Source organism: Nocardia sp. NPDC056000 (genome assembly GCF_042269265.1).
Classification (GTDB): Bacteria; Actinomycetota; Actinomycetes; order Mycobacteriales; family Mycobacteriaceae; genus Nocardia.
In genome coordinates, this window is the sequence record NZ_JBHJXS010000006.1 from 472847 (window position 1) to 496243 (window position 23397).

Below are 23397 nucleotides of genomic sequence, written 5' to 3' on the forward strand. Positions count from 1 at the left end.
GCCGGGGCTCCCCCCCCCCCCCCCCGCCCGGGGGGGGGGTGGGGTGGGGGGTGTTGGGGGGGTTGGGGGTGCTCGGCGCCGCGGGGCGCGCCCCCCCCCCCCACGTCCGGCCCTCACGCCAGCCCGACAGTGCCAGATAGCCACACGGTGCGGGCAGGAGAGTCGGCACATCTGGCGTTCGCTCCGAACCGTCAGTTCAGCGAACTGGACGACATCGAATCATTCAGTCCCACATGCCCGGTGGCCAGGGCGTCCGCCAGTGACGCACGGGCTTTGGCCGAAGCGGCGGCCAGGGCTTCGAAAGCCGCGACCTGACCGTCGATGGCCCGCATGGCCTCGCCGATCCGGTGCTGCTCGTCGATCGGCGGCAAAATGATCGGCTGACGACCAAGGGCATCCTTGCTTAGGGTCGCGACTGCGGTGCCGGTGGCGCGAGCGGCGATACCCGACAGAACCCGGCGGGCCGAGAGGTGGCCTAGTAAGAACAGTGCGTCAACCTTCGCCGTGTCTTTTATTCGTAGGCGAACCAGGTTGTTGCCCAACAGCATCGGCCCCTGATCAGCGCCGACGATGGCTGGCGCCATCATCGCGCCGGATCGGACCAACAGAATGTCGTTCGGCTGGAGCAAGTACTTATCCAACCGGGCAGCCGCCGACCAGCTGATCGATTCGGCTCCATCTGATAGCACCCGGAAGTCTCGCAGATGATGTCGTTTCACGACGGGAACTGAGCAGTTCTCGCGGGCTTCATCCTTAGGCATGAGGTCATGAGAAGGTCCGGGTTGGATGTCGCATATCTCCGCCAGCAGAGCCTCCCACCGACCGGCGGCGGAACCGGGTTCGGGCAGATTCGGCCAGAAGTGCACAGATACCTGTTCGAGCACAGCAACCGACGTCGCCCGGTCTCGCCGCTGCGCGAAGTCGGCGAACGCACGACCTAGATCATCTGCAAGCGCCTCGAACCGGACGTCCTCTGCCTGACGCAGGTAGTCCGAAGGGCGCAGTAGATGGCCTGCGGCCCGGATGGTTTCCAGGCTGACCACGATCGCTGACCCACCCTTCGTCACCTCCACAGCCTGCCCCGGAACCATGTCCTTCCTGCAGGTGTACTGATTGAGGATGGCCGCCGCAGCCAGTTCTGGCAACAGGATGCGCTTACCGTCCTGTACACCGATATTCCGCACGTCCACCAGCAGCACACTCTGCTCGACCTGTTGTGGCCTGGTGATGATCCAGAGCGTCGCCGCGACATCGGTATTCGGGAACATCTTGGCAGGCAACGCGATAACGGCACGGACCACGCCTGCCTCCACCATGTTCCGGCGTATCGCCGCTTCCCTCGCATCGGCAGACACGGCCGCTTGGGCGGGCATGAGAACCGCGGCAACACCGTCCGAAGTGAGATTCGCGGCGGCGTGCTGCAACCAGGCGAAGTTGTCATTGTGTGGCGGCGGCTCACCGAATTCCCAACCTGTGGAGGGATATTCGCCGAACAGTTGGGACTTGCGATTGAACGGTGGATTCACTACCACAACCTTCGCAGGCACATCGCCGTGCAGCCATGGAGACAGGCGACCCAACCGGAATTCACCTGATCCGCCCGCAATCGCGATCCGCATCGCAGCAAGACGAAGGGTACGCTCGTCGGCGCTCACCCCGCGGACCTGCGCACCGCCGCTCTCCGCACTGTGCCGAACCGCCGCGCAGAGCAACTCACCGCCGCGCGCGTGTGGATCGTAGATCAGCCCGGAGACCGGCTTCGCGCCCGTCGCCAGATCCGCCATGAGAGTCGCCAGCGACGGCGGTGTGAAGTACTCCCCCGTGTGTGGATCGGAGATCGCGGCGAATCGCTCAAAGAGGCTCGAAAACCCTTGCAGGGCGAGCCTTCCGCAGTGCTCCAGCACCTCCCGCACATCCTGTACACGACTGGAGCCCAAACCTTGAACGACGGATCGCATGCCGGGCGCGACGCCATGTTCCCGCAAAACCTGATCGATACGCCAGCCCATTTCACGCAGCAGCGCCTCACCCGATTGCGATCGCGTCCCTGCCGCATCGATCAGTTCTTGCCATGAATCGTTCGCTCGCACACGGAGGAAGATCAGGCACATCAGAATCAATATGTAGTCGGATTCGGAGACTGTGCGTCCCCGTAGCCGAAACCCGTTCGGGCCCAATAGTTTAGCCAGCCGAACAGAACGCTGCTCTGCATCATCCTCGGTGAGAACCGCCTCCACGCGCGCCGCGTTCTCGGCCGTGTGTGCCCGACGCACCCGCTCACCATATGTAATTCCCGGCGGTTCCTGGCGCGGGTCACGGTTCGCATCCGGGACGCGCCGATCCGACAACCAGGCGATCATATGATCGAGGCGGAAGTACTCGCCCTTGTCGTCCGAGCCTTCCGGCTCGGGAAAAGTCTTGGGGTTCCGCCTCTCCCACGTAGTAACGGTGGGACGTTGAACCCCCGCGAGCGCGGCGATTTTCGACCGGTGCACATAGACGGGACTGTGCTGCGGGCGCTCGAGATCGGTCATCATTCCTCCTCATCTGACTTTCGTCGGCATTGCGTACACAGCTCGAAGCGAGCAGAGGTTACGCCGCCACACTCGACACAGCGCCGCCTGGGCGAAGTGGCCCCTCGCAACTTATCTGCGCCCGAATTACGCTGCACAGCAATGCCATTCGAAAGAAGTAAGCCAAGCACTGATAGAGCATCACGTCGGCGTGACGGCTTCGACCAGAGTGCGCACTGAACGGCGAGGAAGGTATCCAGGCCACCGCGCAGCACCCACAGCCCGAAAGGCATGGCCCAGGCGTGCTCGAATACCGCATTCACTCTGCTGACACCTCCCTGGATCGGACCGAACGGTAGGAAAATGCCGCTTGCGTCGGCACGATGTGACGAGTCATGACCTCTCACTGCGGGAGTAGAAGCGGTTCGTACGAGAGTTTTCACCGCTGCGGACTCGTTGTCGATCATAGTATTATCAGTGCGCTCCATCGGATACATGGCAAACAGGGCAAGACCCTGGAGGTAATCCAGCATCCTGGCCAGCTCATAGCGCTCTACCTGCGCTTCTAGCGGCACCTGCGCCAAGCCTACATCGAGTTGAGTACTGGCCGTACTCAGATCATTGGTCTCTCCCGTCCAGTGAGCGTGAAAGCCCATGCGGACATGAGCTCCCCCACTGGTTCGATAGAGTTTGCCGGTGATCACTGGCGAACTGCGCACCAAGATCGACACCCTCTGGGATGCCTTCTGGTCGGGAGGAATCTCCAACCCCATCGAAGTGATCGAGCAGATCACCTATCTGATGTTCCTGAGACGGTTGGACGACATCCAGGCATCCAAGGAGAACAAGGCGAGCCGTACCGGTCAGTTCATCGACCGTCCGATCTACCTCGACGAGACCGACCATCTGCGCTGGTCGAAACTGAAGAACCTGCACCCTGACGAGATGTTCGCCAAGTTCCGCGACGAGGTGTTCCCGTGGTTGCGCGAGCTGAGCGACACCGACGCCAGCGACGAATCCACCTACGCCCACCACATGCGCGACGCCCGCTTCACCATTCCCACCGCTGGCCTGCTCGGCAAGGTCGTGGATCTGCTCGACGAGTTGCCACTCAGCGCCGGCGACGCAAAAGGCGATCTGTACGAGTACATGCTCGGCAAGCTTGCCACCGCGGGACAGAACGGCCAGTTCCGCACACCCCGCCAAATCATCGACTTGGTCGTGCGCATGATGAACCCAGCACCGAATGACGAGATCTGCGATCCCGCTTGCGGCACAGCGGGATTCCTCGTCGGTGCGGCCGAATACATCAGCCAGACCTACCACGAGGACTTATTCGATCCAGAGTTCCGTCGCCATTTCGACAGCCGCATGTTCCACGGCTTCGATTTCGACCGCACCATGCTGCGCATCGCCAGCATGAACATGCTCATGCACGGTGTCGACCAGCCCGATATCCGCTACAGGGATTCCCTGGCTGAGAGCGCCGCCGGTGAGGCCGACAGGTACTCCATGATTCTGGCCAATCCACCCTTCGCCGGCAGCCTCGACTACGAGACCACTGCCAAGGATCTTCAGGCCATCGTCAAGACCAAGAAGACCGAACTCCTCTTTCTTGCTCTATTCCTGCGCTTACTCAAGCCCGGCGGCCGGGCAGCCATCATCGTCCCAGACGGCGTACTGTTCGGATCCACCAAGGCGCACAAGGAACTTCGAACCATGCTCGTCGAGGACCACAAACTCGACGCGGTCGTGAAGCTCCCCAGCGGAGTCTTCAAGCCCTACGCCGGCGTCTCCACCGCTATCCTCTTCTTCACCAAAACCAATAGCGGCGGAACCGATTCCGTGTGGTTCTACGAAGTCACTGCCGACGGCTTCAGCCTCGACGACAAGCGCGTACCTTTGCTCTCGGAAACCAAGCTCGGCGCTGCCCCTGGCACTCCCCTCACCGACGACGACCACGCCAAGAACAACCTCCCCGATGTCCTTGCTCGCTGGCCCCTGCGCAACGGCACCGAGCATGACCGCCCGCGCACCGCCCAGAGTTTCTGCGTCCCCCTGTCCGACATCGTCGCCCAAGACTTTGACCTGTCCCTCAACCGATATAAACAGACGATCCATAACGAAGTTGAGCATCGTCCCCCTTTGGAGATCATCGAGGAGCTTGATCAACTTGAGGCTGAAATCCAGCAAGGAATGTCAGTCCTGAAGGGGATGCTCGGATGAAGACAAAAACAAGGCTCGATGAGTTGGCAGAAATTGTAATGGGGCAGGCACCACCAGGCGATTCATACAACACGGACGGTAACGGCCTACCGTTGATCGCAGGCGCCGGAGATTTCAACGGACAAGGTATTAGTCCAAAGAAATATACAACGAACCCGTCGAAGCGAGCCCAGCCGGGCGATCTCATCCTCGGAATCAGGGCTTCAATCGGCGAGAAGCGTATCGCCGATCGCCAGTATGCTCTCGGTCGCGGCGTTGCATCAATACGGCCAACCCAGCGTCTCGATCATCGTTACCTCTGGCATTGGCTTGACTATGTATCCGAGGAACTTGCATCGAAAGGCCGCGGAGCTACTTTTAAGCAGGTAAATCGCCAGGACATTGGGGAGTTGAGAATAGATAATCTCCCTTTGAGCTCGCAGCAACGTATTGCACGCATGTTGGACAAGGCTGATGCACTTCGGGCGATGAGACGACGTGCCGTAGATCTCCTCGACAGCCTCGCTCAGTCTCTCTTCTATGATATGTTTGACACTCCCATTGAAAGTCAATGGGAAAATTATCGATTCTCGGAGCTTGTGACTGAGTTTCGATACGGAACCTCCAACAAGTCCACCGACTCCGGCTATCCAGCGTTACGAATTCCTAATGTTATCGGCGGGGGAATCGATCTAACTGAAATAAAGACAGTGCCCGTTTCGCCGCACGAACTCGAAAGGTTGCGCCTACAGGACGGCGATCTCTTATTCGTTAGAACAAATGGCAGTCCAGAAAATGTTGGACGCTGCGCAACCTTCACGACATCGAACGTATCGGGTTTGGAATTTCATCCGAATGAATGGATCTATGCTTCGTACTTAATAAGAGCGCGACTCAATCTATCAATGGTTGACTCGACCTATATTCGAGAATTTATGCTCGGACCGACCGGACGTGCAATGCTACGCGAGCACAGCAAGACGTCGGCTGGACAGTTCAATATAAATATCGATGGGCTGAGCTCCGTAATCGTTCCAGTGCCACCGATCGCGGCTCAGCGTAGCTACGCCGACAAGTTGTCCGAACTCGCGAAGCACCGTGCGATGGCCTCGGTCCATCTGGCCCGTCTTGACAATCTCTTCAACTCCCTTCAGTCCCGTGCCTTCCGCGGCGAACTCTGGCAAGATGATCTCGATCACCTTGAGGGGGAAGGACTTTCGTGAGCAACTTCGCGTTCCTGCGGGCCGAGTGGCCGGACTTGTTCGATGAGGCGGTTCGGGCCGAACGGGTGGGGGTGGCGGATCCGCGGGTGGCGTGCATTCTCGCCCGCAGGACGCTGGAGTTGGCTTTGGGATGGTTGTACGACGCCGAGGTGAAGCTGAGGACGCCGTACAAGAATGATCTGAGCGGCAAGATCAATGAGCCGACCATGGTGCAGTTGGCGGGAACCGATTTGCGGGCGAAGATGGATCTGATCCGCAAGGTCGGCAATGAGAGTGTGCACGGTAAGCGGCCGGTCAACGCGGCCACCTCGCTCTCGACTCTCGGCGAGCTGTTCCAGGTCATGTACTGGGTGGCGCGCAACTACTCTCGCGATTCGGCAAACCTTCCCTCCGCGGCGCTTACGTTCGACCTCACCCGGGTGCCTCGGCCGGTTCCGGCCGAGGTGCGGCGTAAGAAGCAGGCCGAGATTCAGGCAATGATCGCCGGGTTTGAGCAGCAGCGCGTAGCTCTCGAAGCGCAGCGGGACGCCAATTCGAATCTCGAGGCGGAGCTGGCCGAGCTGCGAGCGCAGATCAAGGTGGCCAAGCAGGCCAACCAGATGGTGCCCGATACACACGACTACACCGAAGCGAAGACCCGCGCCCTGTACATCGACAGGCTGCTTAATGAAGCTGGTTGGGAGTTGAGCAAACTCGAGGATCGGGAATACCCGGTCACCGGCCTGCCGACGCCCAGCGGAAAGGGCCGCGTCGACTATGTGCTGTGGGGCGACAATGGGAAACCGCTCGGCCTGGTCGAAGCCAAGCGGGCCTCCAAGGATCCCGACATCGCGGGCAAGGAACAGGCGCGGCAGTACGCGGACGCTCTCGAGCTGAAGACCGGTCAGCGGCCGATCATCTTCTACACCAACGGTTTTGAAACCTGGATCTGGGACGACAAGCACTATCCGCCACGCCGCGTGCAGGGCTTCTACACCAAAGAGGAACTGCAACACCTGATTCAGCAGCGCGCCGGTCGCCGCAGGCTGTCCACCGAGACCATCAACGACCAGATCGTCAACCGCTACTACCAGACTCGCGCCATCCGGCATATCGCCGCCAGTTTCGAGAACGACAACCGCCGGCAAGCACTGCTGGTGATGGCGACCGGCACTGGCAAAACTCGCACCGCGATAGCACTGGTCGATCTGCTGGCCCGTGCGGGCTGGGTGAAGCGGGTGCTGTTCCTGGCCGACCGTCAGGTGCTGGTGAATCAGGCGGCGAAGGCGTTCAAGACGCACGCCCCGGCATTGACCACGGTGAACCTGCTCAACGATAAGACGAAGACCGGTCGGGTGTACGTGAGCACCTACCAGACCATGATGGCGCTGACCGATGAGACCGACAGCGAAGGCGTGAAGCGTTTCGGCCCTGGACATTTCGACCTGGTCATCATCGACGAAGCGCATCGGTCGGTGTATCAGAAGTACGGAACGCTGTTCACCTACTTCGACTCGCTGCTGGTCGGCTTGACCGCCACGCCCCGCGACGATATCGACCACAACACGTACTCGCTGTTCCACCTCGAGGACGGGGTGCCGACCGACAATTACGACCTCGACGACGCCGTGGCCGATAAGAATCTTGTGCCGCCGACCGTCATCGACGTGCCGTTGAAGTTTCAGCGCTCCGGCATTCGGTACAACGAGCTGTCCGAGGAAGAGAAACAACAGTGGGACTCGGCAGAGTGGGCGGCCGACGATGACGGCATCCCCGAAGAAGTCGCCGCCGACGATCTCAATAAGTTCCTGTTCAATACGGACACCGTCGACAAGATGCTGCAAACGGTGATGGAGTACGGGCTGAAGGTCAATGGCGGCGAACACATCGGCAAAACGATCGTCTTCGCGCGCAATACCAATCATGCCGGGCTGATCGCTCGTCGCTTCGACGAGCTGTACCCGCACTTCCGTGGCGACTTCGCCTCCATCATCACCAGCAAGGCCGACAACGCTCAGAGCCTCATCGACAAGTTCGAGAAGCAGGACAGCGCCCCGTATCTCGCTATCTCCGTCGATATGCTCGACACCGGCCTGGACGTTCCCTCCGTAGTGAACCTGGTGTTCGCGAAGATGGTGCGATCCAAGACCAAGTTCTGGCAGATGCTCGGCCGCGGCACCAGGCTTTGCGAAAACCTGTTCGGCCCTGGACACCACAAGACCGGTTTTGTGGTGTTCGACCTGTGTCAGAATGTCGAATACTTCAATCAGAATCTCGCCACCGCGGAAGGCCGCGCCACGATCTCGCTGCGTGAGAAGCTGTTCCGGCAACGCGCGGATTTGCTTCTGGAACTGGATCGGCTCCAGGACCCCGGTGAGACCCCCGCCGAAATCCCTGACGGCGAGCCACAGAGCGTCGGCGACGTTCGCTGGCAGATCGCGCAGACCCTGCATCGGCAAGTCGCGGGTATGAACCCGAATGGCATCGAAGTGCGCGGTAAGCTGCGACAGGTCGAAGCCTTCACCGACACCTCCGCATGGCAACGCATCACTCCCGAGAAGCGCACAGAACTCGACCAGATCGCCGGTCTGCCCACCGAATTCGTCGAGGACGGCAACAGTCCGCAAGCCAAACGCTTTGACTACCTGGTGCTCCGCCTGGAGTACGCGACTCTCACCGGCGAGCCAGGATTCCCCTCCCTGAAAATCCAGGTGCAAGAGGTCGCCGCTGAACTCATGAGTGATAGCCTCCGAAATGTTCCTGCCGTCGCCAGACACTATGATTTTCTGGAAGAAGTCTGCACAGACACCTGGTGGGAAGACATCACCCTTCCCATGCTGGAGACATTGCGCTGCCGTCTGCGCGCGCTGGTCTCCAATATCAAGCCGTCCGGGCGCAGCCCCGTCTACACCGACTTCGAAGATGAGCTCGGCCAGCTGCGTATCCAAGAACTCACCGCGCTCACCGGGATTCGTGGCAAGGCACGATTCGAAGCCAAGGTCCGCGCCTACCTTACCGAGCACGACGACCAGATCGCCGTCCAGAAACTCCGGCGCGGTCGGCAAATAACCACGATGGACATAGCCTTCCTGGAAAAGGTCTTCATCGCGGAAGGATTCGGCACTATCGAAGACGTACAGCTCGCCAAATCCGAGTATGACGGTCAGCTGGGACTGTTCCTGCGTGCGGTCGCGGGCCTCGAGGAACACGCAGCCATGGCCGCCTTCGACGAATTCCAGTCGAACCGAAAGCTTTCGGCGAACCAGCTGGACTTTCTTCGGCTGTTGGTCAAGGTAATCAGCAAGAATGGCATAGTCAATGTCGGAGCACTCTACGATCCCCCATTCAGCGGTCTGGCACCACGTGGACCCGAGGAGTTGTTCTCCCCGAGCGACATTGACGCGATGGAAGAGGTGCTGACCCACCTGCGTGCCACAGCGATCCCGCTTGACACCCAGACCGCTTGATCCAGATGGCGCACGCCATGCCCAGGTACACATCCCGGCAGTGCGTCAATAGGATGGCTTGTGCCTGCGTCGGATTATGCCGGTGCAGGCCCATACCTCAACGGCGGTCGAACCGGCCGGACTTCACGGCGTCATTGAACCGGTCCCAGGTTGAACCATCAAAAATCAGCACCGGGCTGGCGGTCCCCAACTTCGAGTCGCGTACCCCGACACTGCCGCCCAAGTGGGCGGCTTCGACACACGCTTCGCCGCCAGCGCTGAAGCTGCTCTTGAACCAGTGGGCTTCGCGCACGTCATTCATGCTTCGAACTCCTTCGCTACCTGCCTGAGCAAATGTTTGCTATCCGCCTCGTCCAACGCTACCTGCCCAATGCCATTGTGGGCCTCCAGGTATCGCGTCACGGTCGTCGTTCGGTCGTAGTAAAGCCGGGACCCATAGGACTCGCTATATACAGTGGTGGGCTCAACCGGCTCGCCCGTACTGGGATCGGTTGGGAATCGAAGAATCACGAACGGGCCGGGAGCGGTCCCGAGCGGGAATCCAGCGGTGAACGGCATGATGCGGATCCGCACATTCGGCGGAGCGTCAGCCAGCTTCCGGAGCTGGACGGCCATCACTCGCCGGTTTCCCGCAATACGCCTGATCACCGCTTCATCGAGGAGTAGGTCGACCTCAACTGGGGACAGCTTCCGTATGAGTGCACATTGCCGACGGAGCTTCACCTCGATGCGCTGTTCCAGGTCCATTGGCGTATCCGTTGTGAAGAATGCTCGGTCCAGCGCTCGCGCGTAATCGGCCGTCTGGACCAGCCCTGGCACCAGGTCGGTCTGGTACATGATCACCTGTGTCGCTGCGGCTTCCAGGCTCATGTAGGTCTCGAAGTCGTCCGGGATCAGATCGTCGTACCGATGCCACCAAACGCGCTCATCCACCGGCCGCATGCGCTCATCGGCTTCCTTCGCGAGAGCCTGTAAAGCACCCAGCTTGTCCTTGCCCGCGCCGTACAAGCGGCACAGCGCCTCGATGTCCAACAGCCTGATCCGGGGGTTCTCGCCCTTCTCCAACCGCTGAAGCGTTCCGGCCCCGCGCTCGATCAGCCGCGCGGCGTCGGCAATGGAAAGCCCTGCGGATTGGCGCATTTCACGAAGCTGCCGGCCCAGCTGTCGCCGGGGAATCGTAGTCGGATTCTTGCCGATCATAAGCTTTGCTCCCGAGTTTTTGGATGACTCGTGCACTGTTCATGGATGGTGTAGCTCGAATTGTTGGATGCCATCTTCCGCGCGCTTCGGATGGCGTGCAGGGGAAATGGGCGGATTCATTTGGACGATCCGAAAATGCCTCCACTGCAGTCGGTGCAGGTCCCTAATGGCTCTCACCACCACTGGGCGGCGAGCTCGGCCGAAGCGCCGCTCGGGACAGCAGATCGGACATCGACAAGGGGACATCGAAATGCCTTGGGAATCTTTGGTTTTGCTCGTCATGCTCACAACTGGCCTGATCACCGTTATCGGGGCGATGGTTGCAGAGCTGCGCGACGGCCAATACGCACACAAGCGGCGGGCTGCACTTCCGCTCGAACTCTCCACCGGTAGCACCTATCCCATCGCAGCGATGCGAGGCCCTGGGCGGCATCGAGCCAAGGGAAGCGAGCGGCAGCGATGACCGGCGTCTCCTCGAGGCTCGATCACCACCCCGTTTCGGAGTACCGAGTCGACTTGCGCTATCCGCACGGCGTGCGGGCATTGCTGTACCCGCATCGCAACTGCATTGCCGGACCTGGACATAACGCCAAGAGTTGCGGCCGCCTGCGGCAACTACTCGAGATCGCCGATCGTAACGAATGGCATTGGGCAAGAAGAATAGTCGGCCCAGGACCGCGGAGTCCGGAAACCGCAGAGCGGTACGGTCCACGCCTGAAGATGCTCGAATCGCACACCGTCGGCGAGTCCGAGAGCCGGATGACGCAGACGGAGGCCGTCGAGGCCAGGGCGCTCCACCGCGACTGCGACCCGCCGTGCGGGCGGGTCCGCGCCGCGAACGAGCGATTGGAGGACGACTTCGCCCAGAAGCCCGCGACCATCATTCGGTTCCCGGATCGTGTCGATGTTTGAGCATCATGACCGCCGAGATCCACTTGCATCGTGCTCAATCCCGAAGGTAAGCGACCCTAGATGTAGTCCCGAGCCCTGGTCAGCGTGACCAGTGTTTGGCGGGCCAGGATCTCGGCCCGGTTCCGCTCTCCTCCAGCCAGCTCGCTCAGCGGCACATCGACCGATTCGGTGATGTGGAAGACAGCGCCGAAGTCCGTACCCTTGCCGCGGCGGACGGACCCGACTTTGATCACGCCAGGTTGCGTGCCGTCCTAGTCCATGAGCGGAAGCACTGGGAGACCTGCTCGCTTCAGTGCGTCCCGATACTTGACCGCCTCCTGCGGCGTATGAGTGATCACCGCGATCTCGGAGTATGCGAAGGCTGATTCAGTGATGGCCGCGATCAGTTCGTCTTCAATTGCGTTGCGGTGCACAATTTTTTCGACCGCGCGCCCGCCACTCAATACAGCTTCGCTATCGCGAAGTACGAAGCCGGGTCCGCTATCGAGGTCGTCGACGGTATTGGAGGCCTCGATGCGCTGGGTGCACCAGAGGCAGTTCGAGCAACGTACAGTCCTGCACTTCGTTTACGACGACCATCGCGTACTTCTCGAAGTCGTCGAGCGGGCTGGCTCGCAGTTCGTCGACCGTTTTGCAGATGAGATCGTTGAAATCATCGACGCCACGCTATTCCAGCCGCGCCTGATTCCCGCAGGCGGGCGATCGAAAGACTCGACGACGCTTCTGAGGTAACCCGACTACTCGTCGTCTTCGATATCGAGGATGGTGAAGGGCCGCAGGCGAACAGTGTCGGGGATGATCAGCGCGGCTGGCACATCGTCCCAGCCTTCGGTTCGGATGCATGGTGGTTCCTCGAATCCGTCCGATTCCCAGATGGTTTCGCGGTTGGCGGTAGGTTCGGAGTCCTTGGCGACCGCCGCGGGTGGCTGCTGCGGCGTAGAAAGCAATGCGGCGCGAAACTCGGGTGGCAGGTCATCGATGCTCATCCGAGATCACCCTGGTTCTACGGCTTGGTCGGTTCAGCGTTGGTCGCCGCCCAACCGGGCACCGGGTCGAGTGCCGGGAGGTGCTTCGGGTAGTAGGTCAGTTCGGTGGTGTTCAGCTGTTCCGGCGGAACCGGGTTGTTGGGCAGCCCCAGGCACGGATCCTCATATGGAACCCCCTTTGCCTGAATCCAACTGCTGTTGACGGCAACGGATTCCACGGACCACTGACCGAATACGTCGGTGGTCGGATAGCGGGATGGGCCGTGTCCGAGTGCAGTGAGTTTTGGCGTCTCGTCCTGTGGCGCGCGAAGCTTCAACCGCACGGCTTGAGGGACAAGGACGAACAGCGACCGGAAGCTTTCCGGCTGCAAGCTCACGGACAAGCCGTTGAACCACACGCAGGCCAACGCGTCCATCGTGTGGGCCGTGGCGTCGCCCGAGGATTTCTGTACCGAGACCAGGTAGGCGTAGGCAGTGCCATGTACCGGGACCCAGGAATCGAGGGTGCCCGCGTCCCACACGCTGTACAGGGAGCCCGGAGCATTTGTCATAACCGGGGCCACAGCGCGGGTATACCCGGGATACGTGAATTTGCCTTCGTCGCTCTTGTTGGTTGTGCGCATGATAGTCGCGATGAACGCGGATTCGATGGTGGCGCGCGTGACAATGGCGGCGTCGGAGTCCAGGCCCAGCCCAGGAGTGGACGACCACCGGTAGGAGAATTGCACATTATCGGAAAGCTGATAGGGCGCCGCGGTCTGGTGGTTGTCCGAGCATCCCGCGACCAAGACGACAGCGAGTGCGGCGACAGTCGTCGCTCGGCGAATGCGGATTCGACCAGATCTCACTTGTGTGGAACTCCATTCCGATCGTGCCCATTGGCCCAGCTGGCATCGTAGTTGGCCAAGCCGGGGAGGAGATTTCGCATGGCACTGTCGAATTCGGGCAGATTCTCCCTCGGTAGCGTCCCTGCGATCTCTTCGAATGACTTCAGTTTGCCCGTGTTTGGGTCGAAGTACCGTCCGACATTCTGGTCCGATCGGAAGTCGGGATGATCCGGCAGCTGTGTCATGCCTTCAAGGATGTTGTAGTACCGCTGGGCAGGGTTGGCGTTCGAGGTCAGATCAACGGTCTCATGGAGATTGGGTACCGATCCGAGCAGCCAAGCCTTGACTTCCGGTGAGGACGCCTTCACCTCCAACTCCACGGCGGCACCCACGAGGGGAATCTGTTTGGCGCTGAACGCGACACCTTCCCGCACGGAGTCGAACATCATCGTTTGCGCCTTCAGATTGGCCGCCGCTTGCAGTCCTCTGGTCTCGAGCTCGAGTTGCATCCCGTCGCGGGCTGCCGCATCGATGCTGCCCGCCCATTCTGGCAACCTGTAGTCGTGAGCGCCGGTAGTACCGAATTGCTGATTCAGCTGGGAGACAGCCGCGTAGGCCGAGCTGTTGAACTGGGTCGCCGCGGTCTGGTCCGAGTCGATTACCGCGAACACGTTTTTCAGCTGCCCTGTATCGATGTCATGGGTAAAACCGCTCGTGTGCAGGAGATCGGAACGGACTCCGGCCATGTCCGGAATGTACGGCGACAGCGTGGATGCCAACGCCTGTGCCATGCCGGGGTTGGCGATCCCGAATTCCTTGGGCCCGGTGAGGGTCTTGATGTGCAGCAGGTCGTCTCCGTGCTGACCGATGTAGCTGGCCAATGCGTGCACCGAAGTGCCGGACTGCGCTCGGAGCGTGTCATTGGGATCGGTGGCGAATTCGCCCGCGGTGGTGATGACCTTCGAGATGCCGGCGTCGTGTCCATCCCAGTCGTGGTTGATCACGTCGGCGACATGGGACTCGACATCGTAGTGTCCGCCCTGGGTGACGGTGACGTCCATGCGGTGGGTGCCGCCGGGGAGGGTGGGGCCGCCGGTCAAGAAGTCGTTGACCGCCGTGTTGTCGATTCCGGCGCGGCTCAATAACATATCGGCCACCGAACTCGGAGTATCTCCTGAGCTGCCGTAGATGTGCTGTGCTCTGCTGCCCGCGATCTCCGCGCCCTGTTTGAGCAGACCACGGTCAATATCGGTGCCGCGAGCCAGCTTCGCGTCCCCGCTGCCCAGCAGCTCGTTCAACGCCTTGAAATCGTTCAGTCGAGGCACCTCGATCGAGGCACCCGCCGTATCCGCACGCGCCAAGCTCTTCGCCTTTTGCGGATTGTCGGTCAGCAGTGTGCGGACCTGGGTCGGCAGCACCATCATGCCGCCGTGATCCGGCCGGTCCGCGGGCTGCCCGTCCTGAGCGCCGCCGCTGGTGCCGATCTGCGGATTGGACATCATCTGCAGGGCGTCGGCGATTCCGGCCCGGACCGGCTGCTGTTGGCTCGGCGGCAGCTTATCGGCGAGGTGATCGATCTGCTCGACACTCAAGTTGTCCAGGTCACGCATGATCTCACGGGCATAGTCGAACTGGCCCTGCGTGATGTCGACCTGTCTACCGGCACGAAGATCATCGAGTTGTTGGTCGGTCAGGTGAGTGGCGGCTTGCAGGCGAGCGATCTGTTCCGGAGTGGCCTGGCCCTTTTCGAATGCCGTGAGGTCCGAATCGGCGAGTGCGGGGCTCAGCCCCGCCGAGGCGGGGGCAAGCGTACCCATGTCGGCGACGGCCTTACCGATCGCTTGCGCGCACGTGTCGTCGTCGATGCCGTAGCTGGCGGCCAAACGTTGCAGAGCGACCGTCTGATTCGCTGCCTCGTCGGCTCGATCGGCCTTGAGCCGGTTGAGCCGGTCCTTCCCGGGCTGGTCATCTTTCACCAGCGCGAACGCGGCCCCATAGTTGAGTTTGTCGGTGACCGACCAGTCCTCGGCGATCTCATAGCTGTTCTTGCGCAACCAGGCCAGCGAGGTTCTCATCGTTTCCAAGATGGGCGCCAGCGTCGTCTGGGCGGTGTTGCAGGCAGTGGCAAGGTTCTCGAATGCGGTTGCCAGGGTACGCATTTGCTGACGTTCACTGCCTGCACGGTGTTCAGCGCCCTTGCGGCCCTCGCCGGACCAGCTCATGCCGTCGATACAGCCGTCCAGGTCATCGGCCGTACCACGCAGGGTGGTCGCAATCGATTCGGCCCGGGTGGCGACCTCGTCGAGGTCGAGCACGATCACCTCCGCCTGGCTCCGGGTCGGCGTCGTCACGCCGGGCTCACACCAGCGTTCAGGTCCCCCAGCGCGTCGAGCCGGGCCGCCGAATCCACATCAGTGCCGTGATACTCATCGGCGGAGGTACGGAAAATCGCCGCGATTTCCTGGAACCGGCCGGTCGCGACCGTCACAGCCTTCTTCATGGCCGGATCCACGGTGTGGAGCGCAGCTGCGATAGCTGGGCCACCGCGTAGCACCCCGGCGATGGCGTCGACAATCGGTTCGCCGTCACGCACCGGTGCCTTGCCGATTCGATCGGCGAAACCCTCGACGGTCGTCGCGGCCTTACGCAGTTCCTCCGGCGACACTCGCATGTCACGCCCCCCTGTTCGAATCCCGCACGCCCACTGCCACATTCAGTGAAGAAACGCACCCCTGCGACACCGATTGCACGATAACACGCACACGCTTCATCAGTGGGGAGCTCATACCGCCACACAGCGATGAGGCCGGTGCCGATCGGCTCAGCGGAACCTGCACCGTCGCGACAGCTACTGCGACCCGCCATGTGGGCGGGCCGCTTACGAGCGATTAGTAGAAGTGAAGTCGGCGGCTACGAGGAATACTACGAGATTGATCAGCCTATCTTCGATCGCTACATGCAGAAGCTGACTGGGCCCCGGTAACGGGTCCACCAACTACGCGAGTTGGGTTTCTCGCTCGAACTCGGTCGGTAACCATTGCTCACGGAATGCTTGCGGAGCAAGGAAACCCAGTGATCCGTGTGGTCGGTAACTGTTGTACTTGATGCTCGGCGGGCCGCAAGATCAGATCGATTTGACCACCTGTGACAGCGATTTGACCAGAGACACGCCGCGGAATACGGCGTAGTGACACGAGAGCGAGTGCTGCCTGTAGCGAGGTACTGCGGTCATGCCTCCAGCAATTCCCTTCCGTCCCAGGTGAATCGCGCCGTCGTCACCGCGTCGTCCCCGTCGCCGGTGATGATCTGATGTATTGCGATCCCACTCAATTCGGCATACGTGCACCACTCGTGGTCGGACGTGAGCACCAGGTCCAGATCGAGATCCGATAGGAGAGCGAAGATTTGGCCGCGGTTGGTGGTGTCGACGCCGACGAAGACTTCATCCAGGAGGATCAGGCGGGGCGCTTGGGGGACGGTTTGGTAGTGGGCGGCTACTGCGGCGAAGAGTGGAAGGTGCAGGGCTATGGCCTTTTCGCCGCCGGAGAGGGCGCCGTGCAGTTTTTTGGTCAGTTTCTGGTAGCCCTCGCCCTTCCCGCGGTCGACCTTGACGACGAATTGGTGCCAGGCGGTGTAGTCGAAGACCTGGGCCAGTTGTTGTTCCCAGCTGGTGGCGGTGCCGTCGGCCTTGGCTTCCTCGATGCGGTCGCGCAGGAAGCGGTGCAGCGCTTCGTGATCGGCCTCGGTGAGGCGGATGGGATCCTTGAGGAGGAGGTCGCGGGCGGACTTGGTGCCGGGTGGGAGGTTGTCGGCGATCTGCCAGACCAGGCGGACGGAGACTCGGGAGGCGGTGCGGACGCGTTCCAGGCGTGCGTTCATGCCGTCTACGAGCTCATTGGCTTGGCGAATGCGGGCGGCGAGGTGGCGGCGGGTGTCGCCGGTGAGGGTCTTGTCGAAGAGGGCGCGTTCGCGGTCGGTGATTTCTTGTTCAGCCTCCTGGGCGTCGGTGCGCAGAATGTGCAGGAGTTCGGCCGCGCCGACACGGACGCCGTCGATGACGGCGGTGAAAATCTGGATATCATCGTCGGTTTCGAGATCCAGGTCGGCGCGGGAGCTCAGGGCAGTGCGGGACTCGTGGATGGAGTCGTTCAGTCGGCGCAGAGCTTCGCCGAGGTTGGCCGCGGAATAAGGGATGGTCGGCCAGGCCGCCGCCACCAGACGGGCGGCGTCCAGGGCGGCGCGGACGCCCTCGGAGCCAGCCAACAGGGTGCGAAATCCGTCCAGGTCGGGAAGGTCCCCGTCCGCCGGTAGGACTCCCGCCGCCACTTGGCGGAAGCGCTGTGCGATGGCGTCGCGGTCGGCGGAAGCGGCGTCATGCGCCCGAGCGTCCGTATCGCGCTTGGTGTCCAGTCTGCCGAGTTCACCGGTGAGACGGCTGACTTCGAGGCGATAGGTGCGCAACTCGTCAGCGATAGCTACGAGCCGTGTTCGGATGCTACGTATTTGGTCGAGCACATCCCGGTAATCAAGTCCGATGACGGCTTCGACCGTTGCGAGTTTCGCCGCCAATTGCCGGTGTTCAGACTCGGACGCCGAAGCCTCCAACTCCCGTTCCTGCGCCAAAGTGGTTGAGTGCTGCGCTTTTTCGGCGAGGTGAGCGGCATTTTCGCGAGCGGAGATCCATTCTCGATGCGCATCCAGCCAGATTTCGGCGTGATCGCCGAAACCGTCCAGGGCTGTGCCAACCCGCGCCAACGCTTCCGGATCGGCGGGCAGGCCTGTCTCCGCGGCGAGCCGAGTCAGCTCCAGCAGCGCGGATTTCACGGCGGCCGTTTTCGCTTCGACTTCGCCGAGCCGTGATCGAACTACCGAATCCGCTGCAGCCAAGTCGGATTCGGCCCGCGTGAGCCGCAGCTGGGCGGCGGCGAATTCGGTGTAATCGGGGCGGGAATCCACTTCGGCGCTGATCACGTCGCGGCACGCGATCAGAGATTGCCTGTCATGGTCCAGACCGGTCAGTGTTCCGTCACACTCGGCGATGCTCTCCTTCAGCTCGCCGATGCGGCGTTCTCGCGCCCGCCGCCGGGACGAAGCGCCGATATAGGCGGCCTGGTCCTTGTTCCAGCTACCGGTCAGTGCGCCTATCCGCCAGCTGCCGTCCGCGCCGATCGCCGCGACCGGCGCGGCCGACGCGACGCCGAGATGATCGCCGAAGCCCACGGCGTGCAGAAGAGTGACCACGTGCGTGGAATCGACCTCACCGACCGGCTCGGCACGCAGAACGTCAGCAAGCGAGCTGCCGGGGACCGGAGTCAGCGCGGCGAGGTCCGCGAACACGTCGTGGCCGACGATCTCGCCCCGCGGTCCGAGCCAAGCGTCCAGCAGTCCGGATGCTTCCAGGGCGGCTTCAATTGCGGCCCTGGAGGATTCAGGAACATCTTCAGCGAAGTCGACCAGGCGCCACAGGGGCGCACCCGCCATTCGGGTCCGGTCGGCAGTCCGCCAGCGCGGTGCGATCGGCAGGATATCGTGTTCGCTGAAAAGGCGATCGCGTTCGGCTACAAGCTCTTCCCGCTTGCCCCGTGTGAGTTCCGCGGCCGATTCGATCAGAGTTTCTGAGCGGGCGATCTGGTCCAGAACAGTCCGCGCGGCAGCATTGATCAACTCGGCTACCGAGGTCTCGGATTCGGCGCGGTCGGCCAGCTCATCCGGTGCGCCGAAAACCAGCTCTCGACATGATGTCGCCCAATCACTCAGCCGAATTCGCAACTGCCGTAGTACTTCTTCGCATTCCTCAACAGCCTGGACCTGAATATCCACCGCGCCGTCATAATCCTGGCGAGCCGCATCGAGCGCGGACTCCGCGTCCCGACGCAGCGCCACCGAGCGCTCATGTCCTGCTAGCGCACGCACGACAACGGCGATCTGATCACGCTTGCCACGTATCGCGGCTCGCAACAGCGCGCGGGTTCGAACGCCGTCGAGTGCTGCCGCGATCTCCTCATACACGCCGATCATGCCAACCCTCAGGGCTGCTTGACGTGTCTCTGCCGCATGATCGGATGCGGTCCGCGCCTGCCGCCGTTCTTCTTTCACAGCCCGCCCGGAATTCGCCGTATCCTGCTCGGCTACAGCGTGATACCTCGATGCCCCCGCGCGCAATTCCGCAGCTCGGCGCTCTTCCTTGGCAGTGATGGTCCGGAGGCCGTCCAGCTCGAGTCCCTGCTTGTATGCCTCCGAGCCCATCAGACCGTCCTTGCGAGAGTCGGTCTCCTCCTGTTCGGCCTCCAATCCGACAACTCTCGCCTCGGCAAGACCCTTGCGCTGCTCCACCGACTCGTACTCCGCGGCGGAATTGCGCGCCTCGCCCGAAAGTTTCTCCAGCTCCGTGGTCGCGGCAATGAGGGCGGCGGCACGCGCGCGCAGCACCCGCTGCGCGTAGGTGCGCTGCTGGCGAGCGAGCACACGCGTGGACGCTACCTCGTCCTGCAACCTTCCCAGTCGCTCGCGCTGGGCATCGAGTCGTTCGAAACCCTCTGCCAGGTCCTGGATTTCGTCATTGCCCAGTGGCGGCAGGGCGCGCGACAACAGCACCGAGAGCAGAGACGGATCGAGCCGCTGGGACAGCTTCGGGGTACGCAGTTGCAGTAGTGCGGTAATGAGGGCGTCGTAACGCTGCTCATTCAAGGTCGGGAAAAGCGCGGCGCGGACGCGGTCGCGATAGTCGCTCGGACCGGCGTGTACCTGACCGCCCGCGCCGAGCGCCTGCTCCAAACCCGCACGGGTGAGCGGCTGCCCCGCGTCATTGGTCAATGCGAGATCGACGCCGACGCGCAGGTTCGTGGTGAAGTAGTCGGGATGAACCGACGTGGTGTGCGCACTGGCCTGCAACCGCGCACCACAGGTGAACCACCGCTCCTCGACGCCCGGCAATCGAAATTCGAGCCAGACGTAGCCGACTCGGGTGATGCCGGAAGCCCCCTCCCCCATCATGTTCCAGTGCATGGTGCGTTCAGAGGTACCGAATGTCGACAGACGATTGGGGCGCAGGCTGGCGTCGAACAGGAACGGCAGCAGCAGTTCGAGGGCCTTCGACTTGCCACTGCCATTGGGGCCGCGCAGCAGCAACCGGCCATCGTGAAAGTCGAATACCTCGTCGTAGTAGCGCCAGACATTGAGGATGCCCGCCCGAGTCGGGGACCAGCGCACCTGAGACTCATCGAAATCATTAGCGCGCCTGGGCAGTTCGGTGAGTGTCACGAGGGCTCCCCAGCGGTTCGGATATCGCTCACCCGGTAGCGGTGAGCGGCGGGCAACGGGAGGACCAGCCCCGTATCAGTTCGTCGAACGAGTCCGAACCCGATGAGGGTCGCCAGCGCGTCATCTACCAGTTCTCGCGCACCGTCCTCGCCGCGATAGGTGCGAGCCCAGCGCGGAAAGCGTCCCAGCAGTTGGGCGGCAGCACGACGCAACCGCTCGACGGTGGTCGGCGCGGCCAACTCTTCGAGCAGCAGTAACCCGGCGACCTTCGCGGTGGAGGCGTCATCGGGAAATTTGGCGTCCGTGGAAATCGCGTCCACATCGATGAACAACACGCCTTCCGCGCGCTCCTCCAGCAGGAAACCGCCCTGTTCGGCCGCCCGGCGTAGCAACTGCCGGCCGGTCGGCGACGCGAGATATGCCCGTTCCTCGGGTGTCTGGTCGGCGAAATAGAGCACCGGGTCGTCGATCAGTCTGCGAAAAGTCTTGTGGCGCAACCAGAGATTGCGTTGCACGTCGGAGATCACCGCCGTGTCCGTATGCCTGCCGGATGCCAAGCCGTACCGACGCTCCTGCGAAATGCCATCCAGCAGATCGTCGAAACGCAGCGCTACCTCCTCGATCGGCGCCGCCAATTGCGATGGTCCGATCGGCGCGGCCAGCAAACGTAGTAGCAGCGTGCTGTCCACGCGGTACAGCACCTTCGCGGTCGACGAATCGATGTAGGAGTCCGCGGTGCCGTCGATGGCGTCCAGGACCGCGAACGATTCCAACATGCGCAACGCGTCGACGAACGCCATTCGTTCCTGCCTGACAGCGGAATCAAACGAATTGACCACCGGATCGGCCGCCGTGGCCGCCTTCACTCGGTCGGCGAGCAGGCCGATGGTGGTGACTGGTGTGGCAAACAGTTCGGCGGCCACCACGCAGAGCAGCACATAGCGTCTACGGTCGAATGGCGCCCGGCCGGACCGGTGCCGACGCGCCGGTCGCGTGGGATCGATCGCCCTGCGCACCTTGACAAGACGGGCGTAGCCCAGACGCGGTTCGACGGTCAGCGGCCAACCGCAGTAGAAGTCGAACCACTTGGCGATGGGCTCGCGACGACGGCGGATCAGATCGAAGGTGTCCGGTGCGCCGCGCTCGGTCACCAGCGGGCTCGCCAGTAGTTTCCGGATACCCCGCGACACCTCTTCGCGCTCGGCGATCACCAGTTGATTGGCGAGTTCGCTCATCACTGGTCCCCGCTCGCTGTACGGCTCTGCCGTGCCGCGGTAACAATCTCCAGCAGATAGTCGGGCCCGCGAAAAACCCCACGCGGCGTTTTCAATTCGGCCAAAGTGCCGTCGTGGAGTGGGCGCAGGATGATTTCCACTCGTCCATCGGTGGTACTGCCACGCCGTGCACCGCTCGTATCCGGGGCACTGCTGAGCGCCCTGCCCAACAGATCCAGTAGACGTTCGAAGACCCCATGGTCGAGAGCGCCGAAGCCGGACAGCCGCACCGCACCACCGGTATCGAGCATGTCCCAAGCTGCTTGTAGTTCAGCGCGCTCCTGCGTCGCGCGGCGGGCCCGCTCCGCCTTGATCGCGGTGACATCGCGGACGCGGCCGGTGCGGGTGAAACGCTCGGTCCGGCCCGAGGAACGCAGCAGGGCCGAAACCTCCACCGGTGGCGACTCCTGCCAGGACGCGGTCGAACTCACCAATTCGGGATCCGGATGAGCCAGATGCGCGTGCCGGGCCGCGCTCAGACCGAATGCGGTGGACCACAAGCGGTGCAGATCGTCCTGATCCGGAATCACGCTGAACCAGCGCGCGAGCTCCCGGAAATCGGCCACCGCGCTGCTGGATCTGCGTTTGGACTCGGTGACGCGATCCAGTACCTGCAAGAGCGTGATGATCGCGCGCCGCCCAACCAGCGCGAGCTGATCGACGCGGGGCGCCGATCCGTCGAGGGGAAAGAACCAGGCGCGCACACCTTCCCACCGCGCTCGGCGCTGATCGAGCCATGCGGGACGCGGATCGGTCCCGCTCAATTGCGGCAGTTCAGCACCGAGCAGCGCACGCTGGTGCAGCAGAGCGACACCGTAGCCCTCCACGCTGCGCACTCGAGCCGCGATGGTGTGACCGCGCTGTTCGAGATTGGTCAGAAATTCCTGCAGGTAGGCCACCGTCGCGGCCTTCACCTCGTAGAACACCGCCAGATCCGCGGTGTCCGCACGCAGCAGCCGCTGTAGCTCGCCATTGAAGCTCTTCGTGTTCCCGCGCAGCGCTTCCAGGTGCGATTCCAGCTCACTCAGGACACTGAAAACCCTTCGGTCCGTACCGGATTCAAGCTCACCGAGCAGATCACCCAGTCGGTCGGCGATAGCGTCGAGCACCGCGGTCTGTAGGGCGCCCGCCGATACCAGCACCGACATCGCATGGAGCACACCGGCGAAAGCCGCCTCCCCCTGCCTGGTGAGCGAATACTGCAGATTTCGGCGCTCGTATTCGCTTGCGGTGCGGTAATTCTCGGAGTGGTTCTGGATTACGTCCACCAGATACCAGGAACGAAGCTGGTCCAGCGCGGCAATCAGGTCATCGTCCTCGAGCGACTCGAGCCACCCGATCGACCGCATGCGCGAGCGGAGATCATCGATCCCCAACGCGGTCTCCAACCGCTCATTCGCCTCCCCGAAGGCGTGCAACACCGACACGTAGAGATCGGAGCGATCCGCGGTGGCGAAACGGAACATCTCCGGCGGAACGCGGATCGGATCCACGATGCTCCCCCTGACAAATATTTCTATCGCCCACGATAAACCCCGCCACTGACAGCCC

Annotated in this window: 16 protein-coding genes; 4 read left to right on the forward strand and 12 right to left on the reverse strand. The window is 62.2% G+C overall.

Annotated features, from left to right (window positions below; genetic code table 11):
- Window positions 1-191 precede the first annotated feature (191 nt).
- Together ACFC4D_RS20780 and ACFC4D_RS20785 are read right to left on the reverse strand one after the other, a co-directional pair.
- Entirely contained in the window at window positions 192-2534 is a 2343-nt protein-coding gene (locus tag ACFC4D_RS20780; protein WP_376065473.1) for an N-6 DNA methylase, read from the reverse strand.
- Window positions 2534-3217 carry a hypothetical protein gene (locus ACFC4D_RS20785; RefSeq protein WP_376065475.1) on the reverse strand — a complete coding sequence of 228 codons (684 nt, stop codon included), beginning with the start codon at window positions 3215-3217 and terminating at the stop codon, window positions 2534-2536. The genes ACFC4D_RS20780 and ACFC4D_RS20785 overlap by 1 nt, the downstream gene beginning before the upstream one ends.
- On the opposite strand from ACFC4D_RS20785, the gene ACFC4D_RS20790 reads away from it, so the two are divergent.
- From ACFC4D_RS20790 to ACFC4D_RS20800, 3 genes are read left to right on the forward strand one after another with little or no spacing between them, the layout of a single operon-like run.
- Window positions 3210-4739, forward strand: coding sequence for an N-6 DNA methylase (locus tag ACFC4D_RS20790; RefSeq protein ID WP_376065477.1), 1530 nt, complete (start codon window positions 3210-3212; stop codon window positions 4737-4739). The two genes, ACFC4D_RS20785 and ACFC4D_RS20790, sit on opposite strands and share 8 nt — an antisense overlap.
- Window positions 4736-5941: a restriction endonuclease subunit S gene (locus tag ACFC4D_RS20795; protein ID WP_376065479.1), complete on the forward strand. Its 1206-nt coding sequence runs from the start codon at window positions 4736-4738 to the stop codon at window positions 5939-5941. Before ACFC4D_RS20790 ends, ACFC4D_RS20795 begins: the two co-directional genes overlap by 4 nt.
- Window positions 5938-9387 carry a DEAD/DEAH box helicase family protein gene (locus tag ACFC4D_RS20800; RefSeq protein WP_376065480.1) on the forward strand — a complete coding sequence of 1150 codons (3450 nt, stop codon included), beginning with the start codon at window positions 5938-5940 and terminating at the stop codon, window positions 9385-9387. Before ACFC4D_RS20795 ends, ACFC4D_RS20800 begins: the two co-directional genes overlap by 4 nt.
- A gap of 97 nt (window positions 9388-9484) precedes the next feature.
- On the opposite strand, the gene ACFC4D_RS20805 is transcribed toward ACFC4D_RS20800, so the two are convergent.
- The 3 genes from ACFC4D_RS20805 to ACFC4D_RS20815 form a co-directional block, all read right to left on the reverse strand.
- The gene (locus tag ACFC4D_RS20805) at window positions 9485-9688 is read right to left on the reverse strand and encodes a DUF397 domain-containing protein (protein WP_376065481.1); all 204 of its coding nucleotides are present in this window, start codon (window positions 9686-9688) and stop codon (window positions 9485-9487) included.
- Entirely contained in the window at window positions 9685-10587 is a 903-nt protein-coding gene (locus tag ACFC4D_RS20810; protein WP_376065484.1) for a helix-turn-helix domain-containing protein, read from the reverse strand. The genes ACFC4D_RS20805 and ACFC4D_RS20810 overlap by 4 nt, the downstream gene beginning before the upstream one ends.
- 968 nt (window positions 10588-11555) lie before the next feature.
- A complete protein-coding gene (locus ACFC4D_RS20815) occupies window positions 11556-11732 on the reverse strand; it encodes a hypothetical protein (RefSeq protein ID WP_376065487.1) in 177 nt (58 codons plus the stop codon).
- 280 nt (window positions 11733-12012) lie between these two features.
- Between ACFC4D_RS20815 and ACFC4D_RS20820 the strand changes: the two genes are divergently transcribed.
- Entirely contained in the window at window positions 12013-12231 is a 219-nt protein-coding gene (locus tag ACFC4D_RS20820) for a hypothetical protein (RefSeq protein ID WP_376065490.1), read from the forward strand.
- Between the two features lie 5 nt (window positions 12232-12236).
- Here the strand turns inward: ACFC4D_RS20820 and ACFC4D_RS20825 are convergent, their stop codons facing one another.
- The 7 genes from ACFC4D_RS20825 to ACFC4D_RS20855 form a co-directional block, all read right to left on the reverse strand.
- Entirely contained in the window at window positions 12237-12485 is a 249-nt protein-coding gene (locus ACFC4D_RS20825; protein WP_376065493.1) for a hypothetical protein, read from the reverse strand.
- Between the two features lie 17 nt (window positions 12486-12502).
- Window positions 12503-13333, reverse strand: a complete 831-nt coding sequence (locus ACFC4D_RS20830) for a hypothetical protein (protein ID WP_376065496.1) — start codon at window positions 13331-13333, stop codon at window positions 12503-12505.
- Window positions 13330-15663, reverse strand: a complete 2334-nt coding sequence (locus tag ACFC4D_RS20835) for a hypothetical protein (RefSeq protein ID WP_376065499.1) — start codon at window positions 15661-15663, stop codon at window positions 13330-13332. Before ACFC4D_RS20835 ends, ACFC4D_RS20830 begins: the two co-directional genes overlap by 4 nt.
- A complete protein-coding gene (locus tag ACFC4D_RS20840; RefSeq protein ID WP_376065502.1) occupies window positions 15660-15983 on the reverse strand; it encodes a type VII secretion target in 324 nt (107 codons plus the stop codon). Before ACFC4D_RS20840 ends, ACFC4D_RS20835 begins: the two co-directional genes overlap by 4 nt.
- A 557-nt stretch (window positions 15984-16540) precedes the next feature.
- Entirely contained in the window at window positions 16541-20572 is a 4032-nt protein-coding gene (locus ACFC4D_RS20845) for a TIGR02680 family protein (protein WP_376065505.1), read from the reverse strand.
- Window positions 20569-21807, reverse strand: coding sequence for a TIGR02678 family protein (locus tag ACFC4D_RS20850; RefSeq protein ID WP_376065507.1), 1239 nt, complete (start codon window positions 21805-21807; stop codon window positions 20569-20571). The genes ACFC4D_RS20845 and ACFC4D_RS20850 overlap by 4 nt, the downstream gene beginning before the upstream one ends.
- A complete protein-coding gene (locus tag ACFC4D_RS20855) occupies window positions 21807-23339 on the reverse strand; it encodes a TIGR02677 family protein (RefSeq protein WP_376065510.1) in 1533 nt (510 codons plus the stop codon). Before ACFC4D_RS20855 ends, ACFC4D_RS20850 begins: the two co-directional genes overlap by 1 nt.
- Window positions 23340-23397: the final 58 nt, after the last annotated feature.

Coding starts and splice junctions, on each gene's coding strand:
- ACFC4D_RS20850 (WP_376065507.1), bottom strand. CDS start 21,807: ATGAGCGAACTCGCCAATCAACTGGTGATCGCCGAGCGCGAAGAGGTG.
- ACFC4D_RS20795 (WP_376065479.1), top strand. CDS start 4,736: ATGAAGACAAAAACAAGGCTCGATGAGTTGGCAGAAATTGTAATGGGG.
- ACFC4D_RS20780 (WP_376065473.1), bottom strand. CDS start 2,534: ATGACCGATCTCGAGCGCCCGCAGCACAGTCCCGTCTATGTGCACCGG.
- ACFC4D_RS20810 (WP_376065484.1), bottom strand. CDS start 10,587: ATGATCGGCAAGAATCCGACTACGATTCCCCGGCGACAGCTGGGCCGG.
- ACFC4D_RS20840 (WP_376065502.1), bottom strand. CDS start 15,983: ATGCGAGTGTCGCCGGAGGAACTGCGTAAGGCCGCGACGACCGTCGAG.
- ACFC4D_RS20820 (WP_376065490.1), top strand. CDS start 12,013: ATGCGCTGGGTGCACCAGAGGCAGTTCGAGCAACGTACAGTCCTGCAC.
- ACFC4D_RS20805 (WP_376065481.1), bottom strand. CDS start 9,688: ATGAATGACGTGCGCGAAGCCCACTGGTTCAAGAGCAGCTTCAGCGCT.
- ACFC4D_RS20825 (WP_376065493.1), bottom strand. CDS start 12,485: ATGAGCATCGATGACCTGCCACCCGAGTTTCGCGCCGCATTGCTTTCT.